This is a genomic window from Aureimonas frigidaquae (assembly GCF_001463905.1).
Classification (GTDB): Bacteria; Pseudomonadota; Alphaproteobacteria; order Rhizobiales; family Rhizobiaceae; genus Aureimonas; species Aureimonas frigidaquae.
Window position 1 is genome coordinate 173,358 of record NZ_BBWR01000008.1, and the last position, 12,455, is coordinate 185,812.

Genomic DNA, 12,455 nt, shown 5'->3' on the forward strand with positions numbered 1-12,455 from the left:
TGTCATCGTGTCAGCGGTGCGCGAGCCAGTCCGCATAGGCGGCGATACCCTCGTCCAGCGTGCGGGACGGAACGAAGCCGAGGTCCTGCGCGATGGCGGTGATGTCGAAGCGGTGCTGGTAATCGTCGAGCGGGTCGGGGCCTTCGGGCACCTCGATCCGCGCCTGCGTAAATTGCTTTTCGACCAGGCCGGCGATGGCGTCGATCGTCAGGAAGCTGCCCCCGGTGGCGTTGTAGACGCTGCGCGGGCAGGCGGGCGCATCATGGGCTGCGATGAGCGCGTCCACGGCATCGTCCACATGGATGAACTGCCGGGGGAAGGAGCCGCCATAGGGCAGCTGCGTCGGCCGGCCGGCCAGGGCATCCTCGATCATCGTGCGGATGACGCAGTCCGTCGTGCGGCCGGGGCCGTAGACCCAGGACAGGCGGATCGCCACGGCGTCGAGCGCGTGCTGCTTGCGGTACCCTGCCAAAAGCTGTTCGCCGGCCACTTTCGTGGCGCCGTAGACGCTGGAGGGGCGCAGCGGCGCGTCTTCGAGGATGGCCGAGGCACCCGGCCCCGGCTCGGGCGTCGGCCCGTAGGCGCTTGTCGAGGAACAGAAGACGAAGCGCCGCATGCCCCGGATGCGCGCGAGTTCGAGCATGTTTGCCGTGCCGACGACATTCGCCTGCACGATGCCGTAGGGATTGTCGATCAGCACCATCGGGCCGGAGACGGCGCCGCAATGAATGACGGACGTCACCCCAGCCCTGGACGCCAGCGCGTGCAGGCGGTGGATGTCCGCCACATCCGCGATCTCCACCGGCACATGCCCGGCCTTGCGGGATATGTCGATGCCGAGCGCCGCGCGGCCATCCGCCAAGAGCCGGGCCAGGAGGCGCTGGCCGATCAGGCCGGAAGCGCCGGTTACGAGTATGGTTGCGTCGCTCATCCTGTGACCTCCACCCTGGATACAGCGACCCCGTGGGCCGCTGCCTCATGCTCGACGGCCAGTTCCGCAGACAGGAGCTTGCGCGTGTAGGGATCCTGCGGCTGGCGGAACACGTCGTCGATGGACCCCGTCTCCACGATGCGCCCCCGGTTCATCACCGCGACATCATGCGCGAGCGAGCGAACCGAATTCAGGTCGTGCGTGATGAAAAGGGCCGACAGGCCCATGCGCGACTGCAGGTCCCGAACGAGATCGATGATCTGGGCGCGGACGCGGATGTCCAGCGCGGTCGTCGGCTCGTCGAAGATGACGAAATCCGGCTCGGTCACGAGCGCCCGTGCCATGCCGACGCGCTTCTGCTCCCCCGCCGTCAACTCATGGGGGAACAGCTCGGCATAGCGGCTCGGCAGGTTCACCAGTTCGAGCACGCGGTGCACGCGTTTCAGCCGTTCGGCAGAGGGCATGCGCTCCAGCATGCGCAGCGGCTCGTCGACGAGGTGGCGCACCCGCCAGCGCGGGTTCAGGGCGACATAGGGCTCCTGGAACACCATCTGCACGCGCCGGCGTAGCTTGCGGAAGGAGCCTTCCGGAACCTTGGTGACATCCTCTCCGTCGAAGAGGATCTGCCCCGATGTGCTCTCGATCAGCCGCACCAGGCACTGGCCGATCGTCGTCTTGCCCGAGCCGCTTTCCCCCACGAGCGCGAGCGTCTGGCCACGGGCGATGTCGAAGGAGACATCATCGACTGCGCGGACGATCTCGCCCGGCCTGCTGCCGGCAAACAGCTTGGTGAGGTTGCGGACCGCCAGGAGCGGCGCGTCCTGGCTGCCGGTCCGCCGCAGCGCCGGGACCGGACGGGCTTTCGCCGCCTCCAGGAGTTCGCGGCTGTAGCTCGTCTGCGGGCCGGCCAGGAAGGCGGCCGTCTTGTCCATCTCTTCGATGCGGCCCTGGCGCATGATGGCGACGCGGTCGCAATAATGCGCGATGATGCCGAGATCGTGGGTGATGAGCACGACGGAGACGCCGAGCGTGCGGGCGCGGTCGACCAGCATGTCGAGGACCTGGACCGACACCGTCGCGTCGAGGCCGAGCGTGGCGTCGTCGGCAAGGACGATCTTCGGTTCCGTGATCAGCGCCATGGCGATGACGACCCGCTGCGCCATGCCGCCCGAAAGCTCGTGCGGATAGGCCCGGGCACGCTGCTCGGGATCGACGATCCCGACGCTGGCCAGAAGTTCCACCGCACGTTGCCATGCTTCCCCCCGCGACATGCGGCGGTGGCTGCGCAGCACCCGGACGACCTGCTTGCCGACCATCTCGACCGGGTCCAGCAGCGCCTTGGCGTTGGTGCCGATCAGGGCGATGTCGCCGCCGCGCATGGCGCGGCGTTCACGATCGGTGAGCTGGCTGATCGGCCGTCCCCGCAGGAAGACTTCGCCGCTCGTGCGGCGAACGCCCGGGGGCAGAAGATCGATCATGGCCCGGGCGAGGATCGACTTGCCGGCTCCTGTTTCGCCCACGATGCCGAGGATTTCGTTGCGGCGCAGCTCGAAATCCAAATCCCGCAGGATCGGCCGCTCGCCCGCATCGGACAGGCCCGCGACGTTGAGGCCCTCGATCTTCAGGAGCGCCGGCTCCTTGTGCAGGGCGGGCGTGGTCATCGGCCATCTCCCATCGGCAGGTCCAGGGGCAGCAGCGCCGGATCGCCGCCGGTGCGGGCGGCCTTGGTCGGGTCGAGCAGGTCGCGCACGACATCGCCCAGAAGCGCGAAGCAGAGGACGGCGATGACGATGGCAAGCCCCGGAAAAAGAGAGACCCACCACACGCCCAGGATCATCTGCTGCGCGCCGGACGAAACCATCAGGCCCCATTCGGGCACCGGCATGCGAACGCCGGCGCCGATGAAGGACAGACCGGCGGTCAGAAGGATCGCCATGCCGATCGAGATGGAGACCTGCACCATGGCCGGCATCAACGCGTTCGGCAGGAGATGCCGGAACATGATGTCGAGATCGGTGGCACCGCTGCAACGCGCCGCTGCCACGAAGGGGCGTTCACGCAGCGACAGGATCTCGGCGCGGATCAGGCGGGCGAAGATCGGAATGAACAGGATGGCAAGCACGATCGCCACATTCCAGATTTCCTGCCCCATGACCGAAACCAGCGCCATGCCCAGAACGAAGATCGGGAAGGCCTGGATGAAGTCGAAGAGGCGCATGGCGAGGTTCGAGGGAAGGCCTCGGTAATAGCCGATCAGCAGGCCGAGCGGCACGCCGATGACGAAGGCCAGGAGGACGGAGGAGACGCTGATCAGAAGGTTGATCCGCGTGGCGTAGATGATCCGCGACAGGACATCCATGCCGTTGATGTCGGTCCCGAACCAGTGTTCGGGCGATGGCGGCATGAGCGAGGCGAGGGGATCTGCCTGCACGGGGTCGTAAGGGCTCAAGGCCGGGGCGAAGAGGATCGCCACGATCTGCAGAAAGAGCAGCGAAAGGCCGACGATTGCCGCCGGTCGCCGGAGCGGCACGGGAACGATGTTCATACCTTGATCCTCGGATCTGCGAGTTCGTAGAGAATGTCGACGACGAGGTAGACGATGAGGATGAAGGCCGCGGCGACGAGGATGAAGCCCTGCAAGGCCGGGTAGTCGCTGCTCATCACGGCCTGCACGGCATATTGGCCGAGGCCGCCCCATGAAAAGATGGTCTCCACCAGGACGGCGGCGCCCAGCAGGAAGCCGACCAGGAAGCCGACGATGGTGATGATGGGCGGCAGGCTGTTGCGCAGCGCCGCGCGCACGATCACCCGTTCGGGCACGCCGCAGGCGCGCGCATGCCGCACGAAATCGCTGCGCCACACGCCGGCAAAGATGCTCTGCGTCATCTTCATCAAGGCGCCGGCATTGACCATGGCGATGGTGATGACCGGCAGCACCAGCCGGCCGGCCGCCGATCGCAGGGCCTCCATGTCGCCGGCCAGCAGGGCGTCGATCGTGTAGAAGCCGGTCACGTAGGGTGGTGCGCTCAGGAGCGCGTCGATGCGCCCGAAGGGCGGCGCTGCCCAGCCCAGCATGGTGAAGAACACGTAGACCAGGATCAGGCCGATCCAGAAATCGGGAATGGCGCCGGCCGCCAGCCCGTAGACGCGGGATGCGATGTCGACCGGGCCGCCGGCGCGCACGACGGAGATGATGGCGACCGTCACGCCGATGAGGACGGTCAGGATCATGGCGTAGAAGATCAGTTCCAGCGTGGCGGGCGCGCGCTCCATCAGATCGACCGTCACCGGATTGGAGGTGAAGATGGAAATGCCGAGATCGCCGTTGAGGACATTGCCGCAATAGGTGACGAACTGCGTCCAGATGCTGTCGTTCAGGCCCAGCCTGTCGCGCAGCTGCGCCACGGCCTCGGGCGTCGCCATGTTGCCGAGCAGAAGCACGGCCGGATCGCCGGGCAGAAGGCGGATCAGGAAGAAGGTGACGAACAGGACGCCGAACATCTGGGGTATCACCAGCGCCAGCCGTGCCAGGACGATCTGAAGGCTGCGCGGCAAGATTTGCCACCCTTTGCGGGCTGCGATGAACATCGGGGATCTCCGCGATCGTGAGCGTCTGCGGGTTGGCAGGGAAGCTGGCCGGGAAGGGCTCCCGGCCGGGCCTAGCTTGGGATCGGGCTCCAGCTTACTTGCTGAAGTCGTACCAGTTGTTGCTGTTGGGCGTGTACCAGGAGAAGCCCTTCACCTTGCTGCTGACGGCAAGCTGGTAACCCGGATTGAACAGGAAGACCCAGGGCGCTTCCTGGACGACGATGTCCTGCACCTTCTTCATGTCGGCCTCGCGGGCGGCCTCGTCGGTCGAAGTGAGCGCGTTGTTGATGAGCCCATCGACTTCCGTGTTCTTGTACTTCGAGAAGTTCACCATCGACTGACTGTTGATGAACAGGTTGGCGACGTAGGCCGCATCCGGAACGATCGCCATGTCGCGGATGAAGAACATGGGCATGGTGCCCTTGGAGTAGCGCTCCACCAGGCTCGATGCCGGCAGCTTCACCAGTTCGAGCTCCACGCCGGCCCGTGCGAAGGATGTCTTCAGCACCACCGCCATCTGCTCTTCCAGGGGCTCGCCTGTGCGATAGCCGAGTTCGGTCTTGAAGCCGTCGGGATAGCCGGCCTTCGCCAGCAGTTCCTTGGCCTTGTCGAGATTGTCGTCATAGGCGAAGGCCGCCTCGCTGTAGGCGGGGTAGATTTCCGACACGGGGCTCTTGGTCGGGCGCGCCGTGTTCATGTACACGCTCTGCTCGATCTCGGGCCGCGGCACCAGGTAGTTCAGTGCCTGACGCACCTCCACCTTGTCGAAGGGCGCCATGGAATTGTTCATTTCCAGGCGGTGCGTGTAGTTGCCGAAGACCTTCCAGACCTTCACCGTCGGCAGTTTCTCGACCAGCGAAATCTCACGCGGGGTCAGCCACTCGGCCACGTCGATCGATCCGGCCTGGAGCGCGGCGACGCGGTTGGACGAGGTCGGCATCTCGCGGAAGATGATCTTCTTCAGCTTGGCTTCGCCCCGATAGTAGTTGGGGTTGGATTCGTAGATCACCTCCTGCCCGGGAGAGAATTTGGCGATGTGATAGGGCGCGAAGGAGGCGCTGTCGGTCGACAGGAAGCGCGCCGCCCAGGGATCCTCGGGCGTGATGTGCTTCTTGGCCTCGGCGGAGTCGATGATGCCGAGATCGTTGTTGATCCACAGACGTGCCAGGAGCAGCGACGGCTTTGGGATCGTCACCTTGACCGTGTAATCGTCGACCTTCTGGAAGGAGTCGAAGCTCTCGATCTTCAGGATCTGCGTCATGTACCAGTGGAACGTCGCCTTCATGTTCCAGCCGCGCTCGAACGTCCACATGACGTCGTCTGCGGTCATCTCGTTGCCGGCGGCGCTCTTCACGCCCTTGCGCAGGTGGAAGGTGATCGACTTGTTATCGGGCGACAATTCGTAGGTTTCTGCAAGCGCGCCTTCGATCTTGGAGAAGTCCTCGACCTGCGCACCGCTTTCGTCGGCCTTCATGCCGTAGATGAGAAGCCGCTCGAAGATGTTGCGGCGCGCCTCGTGGCCCGCTTCGGTCGGCGGATATTCCTGGTCGAGAGACTCCGGTGTCCGGGGACCCGCCACGATGAGCGTTTCGCTCGCCGTCTGGGCCAGTGCGGGGGACGTTGCCGCCACCAGGCAGAGCGCCATGGCGGACAAAGTGGATGACCATGTTTTCATGCGCATCGACAGTCACTCCTTGATGAGTGTGGTGGGAAAGGTCGGCGCCGGTCCGGATTCGGGATGCGGGACATGTGCGCGCTGGGCAGCCTCCAGCCGCACCGCGGCCGGAGGAATTGGCAGGAACTCGCAATCGGCATCGGAGCCGTCCTTGAAGACGTGCATCGCGAAGCGGCCGCTGCGCCCCAGTGTCGTCATGGGTGCGTGCCAGACGCCGGGGCGGTACTGGATCACCGCCCCCGCCGGGGCGACGAAGGCGACGAGGCCTTGCAGATCCGGGCCACCCTCCGGCCCATCGGGCGCGGTGACGACGAGATAGGGTTCGGGATCGAGAGGGAAGAAAGCCTGCGTCGAATGGACGTGGCGCTCGAGGAGGGTGAGGACGTGGCGCCCATCATGAGCCGGCCGGGCGGCCGCCAGCTTTTCGAGGACGCCCTCGGCACTCGATCGACCGTTCCAGGGCGTCAGCGAGCCTGCATCCTCCAGAAGCACGTCTCCGAAAGGTTCGAAGGCATGGGCGCTGATCGGGGCCGCGACGATCTCATGCATCGCCGCCATCCTCGCGTTCCAGCCAGGCCCGGGCGATATCCTCGCGCGTTGCGAACCAGACGTCGGCATAGTGGCCGGCAAAGTCGAAGAAGCGCTTCAGCGACCGGATGCGTCCCGGGCGGCCGATCATGCGCGGGTGCAGGCCGATCGACATCATCCGCGGGCCGGTCGCGGCCTCGGCATAGAGGACCTCGAAGGTCTCCTTCATGTACAGGTAGAAATCGTCCGCCTGCACGAGGCCGGGTGCGTTCCAGAAGCGGATGTCGTTGACGTCGCAGGTATAGGGCACCACGAGACGGCGCTGCCCGGCCGCTTCGACGAAATACGGCACGTCGTCGTTATAGGCATCGGAATCGTAAAGGAAGCCGCCTTCCTCGGTGATCAGCCGGCGGGTGCGCACGCTCGGCCCGTACCGGCAATACCAACCCACCGGACGCCGTCCACAGGTCTTCTCGAAGGACTGGACGGCCAGCGCGATATGCTCGCGCTCCTCCTCCTCGGTCAGGCGGAAGACTTCCTCCCATCGGTAACCGTGGCTGCAGACCTCATGGCCGTCGGCCACCACGGTCCGGGCGACCTCCGGGTTCTGTTCGAAGGCGACCGCGCAGGCGAAGAAGGTGGACGGGATGTTCGATCCCCTCAGGGCGTCGAGGATACGCCAGATGCCCACGCGTGAGCCGTATTCGTACATCGACTCCATCGCCAGGTTCCGGATGTCCTTGGGAAAGGGGTAGCTTCCCCATTCCGTCATCGCTTCCTGGTCGGGATCCCCCATGGCGAAGGACCGTTCGGACCCTTCCTCGTAATTGACGACGACATTGATCGCGAGCCGCGAGCCGTTCGGCCACCGCCCGCCCGGACGCGCGGATCCGTAGCCGATCAGGTCCCGGTGCAGTGTCGAACTTCCCATTGCAACAACCCGTTCCACTATTGCCAGCATGATTGCGTGCAATATCTGAGGGAGTTGCAAGGCGCGTGCCAAACCGCGTTTTACTGCGGCCAGTCGACCCGGGGCGGAGGGTCAGTCGCGCAGAAATTCGTAGATATCGGCTTCCAGGCGGCGGGTTTCCGACAGGTCGAGGCTCGCCAGAATATGCTCGAAATGATGGAGCATCTCGTCCATCGCATCCTGCGGGCGGCGCTCCGCAATATGCTCCACCATGCGTTCATGCTCATGCGTTAGGCACAAGATGCCGCCTTTGCGCTCATAGACGGACTGGATGAGCACGCCGCGCCGTATCAGCACGGCCAGCATCTTCTCGATGACGGGATTTCCGGCGATCGATGCGATCAGGTAGTGGAACTCGCCGGCGATTCGATTGACGCCGGGATCGTGCTTATCGAAGGCATCGCGCTCGACGCGAAGATGGGCGCGCAGGCGGTCGAGGTCGGCCGGGCCGGCCCTTTCGCAGGCCAGCCGGACGGTGATCAGTTCCAGTTCGCGGCGCGCCTCATAGACATGGCGTGCTTCCTCCACCGTCGGACGGCTGATGAAGGCGCCACGGTTCAGCTCGAACACCACGACATCCTCGTCGCGCAGGCGCTCCAGGACGCGCCGCACCCTGGAGCGGGGCACGTCGTAGGCTTCCGCCAGCTTGACCTCGTTGACATGCTCCCCGGCCCGGAGGTGCTTGTCGATGATGGCGTCGACCAACCGGTCGTAGATCAGATCCTCGATCGGGTGTTTCCCTCTCAGCCTGGGCTCTGTCTGCTCGTCGTCCATGCGTCATCCAATGCGGGGCGGTTTTGGTGGTCGCGTCTGCCACCCTCCAAGACATAAAGAAGTCATTCGCGGATCGGTAGAGTATCCATGATCGTTCCTGCGTGTTGAAAAATGCGGATCAGCGGAATGGTGGCGCTGGCGCGTGCAGGCAGCCTACCGCTCCGGCCGTCCCGGCCCTAGTTTCCCGAAAAGGGACAGCCGGGCAGGGAAGGGCGCAGCGCGCATGGAAGAATTTGCCGAACTTCTGGATCGTCTGCTCCTGACGCCGAGCCGGAACGGCAAGTTGCGGCTTCTGGTGGATCATTTCCGGCGCCAGCCGGACCCCGAGCGCGGTTACGCGCTGGCGGCGCTGACGGGGGAGCTCGATATTTCCAGCGTCAAGCCGGCCATGCTGCGGGCGCTCATGACGGAGCGGATGGACGAGGTCCTGTTCGGCTACTCCTACGATTATGTCGGGGACCTTGCAGAGACGATCGCGCTCGTCTGGCCGGGTCCGGATGTGGATGCGGGAGACGAGGCCCTGACCCTGTCCGGCATCGTGGCGGCGCTGGAGACGGCCAGCCGGCGCGAGGGGCCACGCCTGGTGGAGGGATGGCTGGACCGGCTGGATTCCACCGGCCGCTACGCTCTTCTGAAACTCGTGACGGGGTCGATGCGCATCGGCGTTTCGGCCCGGCTCGCCAAGCAGGCGCTGGCCGATTTCGGCAGCCGGGACGTGACCGAGATCGAGGAGCTGTGGCACGGGTTGCGGCCACCCTATGCCGGGCTCTTCGCCTGGCTGGAGGGGCGCGCCGACAAGCCCGTCTCGGCGGCGCTGGCGCCGTTCCGCCCGGTCATGCTGTCGCATGCGCTGGAGGCGCCGGATTATCCCCGGATCGATCCCGAACTCTATGCCGCCGAATGGAAATGGGACGGGATCCGCGTCCAGGCGACGAGCGATGGCGGCAGCCGTCGGCTCTATTCCCGCACGGGGGACGATATTTCCGCAGCCTTTCCCGATCTGATCGATGCGATGGACTATGAGGGCGCGATCGACGGGGAACTGCTCGTCGCGCGGGCTGCCGCACCCGGCCTTGCGGCACGCGGCGAGGGCGCGGCCGGCATTGTCGCCGGGACCTTCTCGGACCTGCAGCAGCGTTTGAACCGCAAGGCGGTCAGCGCGGCGGTGATGAAGAAGCACCCAGTCTTCGTGCGCGCCTACGACCTTCTGCAGGACGGCGCTACGGATTTGCGCGCGCTGCCCTATGCCGAGCGGCGCGCGCGGCTGAAGGCCTTCATGGAACGGCTCGATCCGACGCGCTTCGACCTGTCGCCCAACGTGGCCTATGCCGATCTCGACGCATTGGAGAAGCTGCGCATGGCGCCGCCCCATCCGGTCATCGAGGGGGTGATGCTCAAACGGGTCGATTCGCCCTATCTGGCCGGGCGGCCGAAAGGGCCCTGGTTCAAGTGGAAGCGGGATCCGCATGTCATCGACGCGGTGCTGATGTATGCGCAGCGCGGCCATGGCAAGCGGTCCAGCTTCTATTCCGACTACACGTTCGGCGTCTGGAGCGGTCCGGACGATGCGCCCGAGCTCGTCCCCGTCGGCAAGGCCTATTTCGGCTTCACCGATGCGGAGCTGAAGCAGCTCGACAAATATGTGCGCGACAATACGACCGAGCGCTTCGGCCCGGTGCGCGCGGTGCGGGCCGAGCCGGGCCACGGGCTGGTGATCGAAGTCGCCTTCGAGGGGCTGCAGCGCTCCCCGCGGCACCGTTCGGGCGTGGCGATGCGCTTTCCGCGCGTGTCGCGCCTGCGCTGGGACAAGCCGGCCTTCGAAGCCGACCGCATCGATACGTTGATCGCCATGCTCGACTGATCCGCCTTGCCAGCGCCGCACGGGGCGCCTAACTGCGGGGCACGAGGATGGCCACGGCCGTCCGCTGCGCTATGATGGGCTGCCGGCACCGGCCGGAAAAGCCTGCCCCGCCCTGAGAGGTTGCCGATGTCGGGTTCCGTTTCCAATTTCCTCGGCGGCTCGCCGCTGGCGGTCATCGTCAAGCTGGCGATCATCTCCCTTCTGGTCGGCATCCTGATGAGTTGGCTGGACCTGCGGCCGATGGAACTGGTCGATTGGGTCGTGGATTTCGTCCGCTATCTCTGGTTCTCGGTCTTCGGTTCGCTCAACCGGGCCTTCGATTACTTCCTGCTGGGCGCCGTCATCGTGGTGCCGATCTTCCTGATCTCGCGCTTTGCCAAGATGGGAAAGCGTTGACATGACACCGCTCGTCTTTGCGGCAGTGCTCTGCGCGGCGCTGCTGCATGCGACCTGGAACGCCATGCTGAAGACGCAGTCCGACAAATATGCCGGAGCCTTCGGCGTGGCACTGGGCGGCGTGCCGCTCGGCCTCGCGGCCATCTTGTGGTTCGGCCTGCCGGCCGCGGAAAGCTGGCCCTACGTGGTCAGTTCCGCCTTGATCCACACCTTCTATTACATCTGCCTTCTCAACGCCTATCGCGTCGCGGACTTCACGCAGGTCTATCCCATTGCGCGCGGCGCGGCGCCCGTCATCACGGCGGTGGCCGGCGCGGTGCTGATCGGGGAAGTGCTCTCGCCGCTGCAGAGCGGCTCTGTGCTTCTGATCGCCTGCGGGGTCATGAGCCTCGTCTTTGCCGGGCGCGGCGGCCGCAGCCTGACCGGGGCGGGCCTGTTCTGGGCGCTTGCGACGAGCGTCATCATCGCCACCTATTCGCTCAATGACGGGGTCGGCGCACGGCTGGCCGGCAACAGCTTCTCCTTCTATGGCGCATCGGCAACGTTGAATGCCGCGCTCCTGGCCATCGTCATCGCGGTGCGCCAGCCCAAGGCGCTGGCGGCCACCATCCGCCATCCCGGCCGCACGCTCTATCTGGGTGGGCCGGTCTCCTTCATCGCCTATGCGCTCGTGACCTGGGCCTTTTCGCAGGCGCCCATCGCCATGGTGTCGGCCTTGCGCGAAATTTCGATCGTCTTCGCCGTGCTGATCGGGACGCTGGTCCTGCGCGAGCGCATGGACTGGCGGCGGATCTGCTCCTCCTTCGTCACCCTGCTCGGCGTGCTCCTGCTGCGCGTTTCGCGGTAGGTCCCTCCAGGCCCTAGCGGAACTCCGTCGCAACGCGGTGCAGGATGGTGTGGCGGCGGGCGAGAGCGTCGATATCGCGGCTGTAGCCGCCGCCGATCACGCCCACCACCGGGATGCCACGCTCCCGGAAGAAGCCGATGACCCGCCGGTCACGCTCGGCAAGCCCGCCATCGCTCAAGGACAGGCGGCCCAGCCGGTCGTCCATATGCGGGTCCACCCCGGCATTGTAGAAGACGATGTCGGGGGCGGCGGCCGCAAACGACTGCGTCAACAGGGCCGGCAGCAGCGCAAGATAGGCTGCATCCACGACCCCGTCGGGCAGGGCGACGTCCCGGTCGGACGTGGCCTTGTCGGTCGGGTAATTGCGGGCGCAGTGGATGGACAGCGTGTAGACCGCCGGGTCCTGCGCAAAGATACGCGCCGTCCCGTCGCCCTGGTGCACATCGCAATCGAAGACGAGGCAGCGCTGCACATCACCATCGGCGATCAGCGTGGCGGCCGCCACGGCGACATCGTTGAAGACGGAGAAGCCCGCGCCGCCATGCGGGCCGGCATGATGGCTGCCGCCGGCCGTGTTGCAGGCAAGGCCATGTTCCAGCGCGAGCCGGGCGGCCACCACCGTGCCACCGGTCGCATGAAGGGATCGCTGCGTCACGCGGGCATCCACCGCAAAGCCGATGGCCTTCTCCTCGGCCCGCGTGGCAGTGCCCGTCAGGATGCGTTGGACATAGGCCGGATCATGCGCCCGCTCGAGCCAGCTTTCGGACGCCGGTACGGCCGGGTGGAAGCCGGCCGGCCCGACGATGCCGTCCTCTGCCAGAATCTCTGCGATGCGCGAGAATTTCGACATGGGAAAGCGATGGCCGGGTTCGAACCGGGCATCAT

At 65.8% G+C, this 12,455-nt stretch carries 12 protein-coding genes; 3 read left to right on the forward strand and 9 right to left on the reverse strand.

Annotation, left to right across the window (positions count from 1 at the left end):
* Window positions 1-10 precede the first annotated feature (10 nt).
* From AUL30_RS09030 to AUL30_RS09065, 8 genes are all read right to left on the reverse strand, one after another.
* On the reverse strand, window positions 11-931 hold the full coding sequence (locus AUL30_RS09030) for an NAD-dependent epimerase/dehydratase family protein (RefSeq protein ID WP_062227537.1): 921 nt from the start codon (window positions 929-931) through the stop codon (window positions 11-13).
* A complete protein-coding gene (locus AUL30_RS09035; protein WP_062227538.1) occupies window positions 928-2,592 on the reverse strand; it encodes an ATP-binding cassette domain-containing protein in 1,665 nt (554 codons plus the stop codon). The genes AUL30_RS09030 and AUL30_RS09035 overlap by 4 nt, the downstream gene beginning before the upstream one ends.
* The gene (locus tag AUL30_RS09040; protein WP_083507792.1) at window positions 2,589-3,476 is read right to left on the reverse strand and encodes an ABC transporter permease; all 888 of its coding nucleotides are present in this window, start codon (window positions 3,474-3,476) and stop codon (window positions 2,589-2,591) included. Before AUL30_RS09040 ends, AUL30_RS09035 begins: the two co-directional genes overlap by 4 nt.
* Entirely contained in the window at window positions 3,473-4,486 is a 1,014-nt protein-coding gene (locus AUL30_RS09045) for an ABC transporter permease (protein WP_244490766.1), read from the reverse strand. The genes AUL30_RS09040 and AUL30_RS09045 overlap by 4 nt, the downstream gene beginning before the upstream one ends.
* Window positions 4,487-4,613: 127 nt before the next feature.
* Window positions 4,614-6,200, reverse strand: coding sequence for an ABC transporter substrate-binding protein (locus AUL30_RS09050; protein WP_062227540.1), 1,587 nt, complete (start codon window positions 6,198-6,200; stop codon window positions 4,614-4,616).
* 6 nt (window positions 6,201-6,206) lie between these two features.
* Window positions 6,207-6,743 carry an ureidoglycolate lyase gene (locus AUL30_RS09055; RefSeq protein WP_192843041.1) on the reverse strand — a complete coding sequence of 179 codons (537 nt, stop codon included), beginning with the start codon at window positions 6,741-6,743 and terminating at the stop codon, window positions 6,207-6,209.
* Window positions 6,736-7,653, reverse strand: coding sequence for an allantoinase PuuE (locus AUL30_RS09060; RefSeq protein ID WP_062227542.1), 918 nt, complete (start codon window positions 7,651-7,653; stop codon window positions 6,736-6,738). The genes AUL30_RS09055 and AUL30_RS09060 overlap by 8 nt, the downstream gene beginning before the upstream one ends.
* 111 nt (window positions 7,654-7,764) lie before the next feature.
* Window positions 7,765-8,466 carry a GntR family transcriptional regulator gene (locus AUL30_RS09065; protein ID WP_062227543.1) on the reverse strand — a complete coding sequence of 234 codons (702 nt, stop codon included), beginning with the start codon at window positions 8,464-8,466 and terminating at the stop codon, window positions 7,765-7,767.
* Window positions 8,467-8,689: 223 nt separating this feature from the next.
* Here AUL30_RS09065 and AUL30_RS09070 point away from each other — a divergent pair, with 223 nt between their 5' ends.
* From AUL30_RS09070 to AUL30_RS09080, 3 genes are all read left to right on the forward strand, one after another.
* Window positions 8,690-10,327, forward strand: coding sequence for a cisplatin damage response ATP-dependent DNA ligase (locus AUL30_RS09070; RefSeq protein WP_062227544.1), 1,638 nt, complete (start codon window positions 8,690-8,692; stop codon window positions 10,325-10,327).
* Window positions 10,328-10,453: 126 nt separating this feature from the next.
* Window positions 10,454-10,723 (forward strand): DUF6460 domain-containing protein, encoded by a 270-nt coding sequence (locus tag AUL30_RS09075; RefSeq protein ID WP_062227545.1) that lies wholly within the window; start codon window positions 10,454-10,456, stop codon window positions 10,721-10,723.
* 1 nt (window position 10,724) lies between these two features.
* Entirely contained in the window at window positions 10,725-11,570 is an 846-nt protein-coding gene (locus AUL30_RS09080; RefSeq protein WP_062227546.1) for a DMT family transporter, read from the forward strand.
* Window positions 11,571-11,583: 13 nt separating this feature from the next.
* On the opposite strand, the gene AUL30_RS09085 is transcribed toward AUL30_RS09080, so the two are convergent.
* Window positions 11,584-12,420 carry a histone deacetylase family protein gene (locus AUL30_RS09085; protein WP_157070012.1) on the reverse strand — a complete coding sequence of 279 codons (837 nt, stop codon included), beginning with the start codon at window positions 12,418-12,420 and terminating at the stop codon, window positions 11,584-11,586.
* Window positions 12,421-12,455 lie beyond the last annotated feature (35 nt).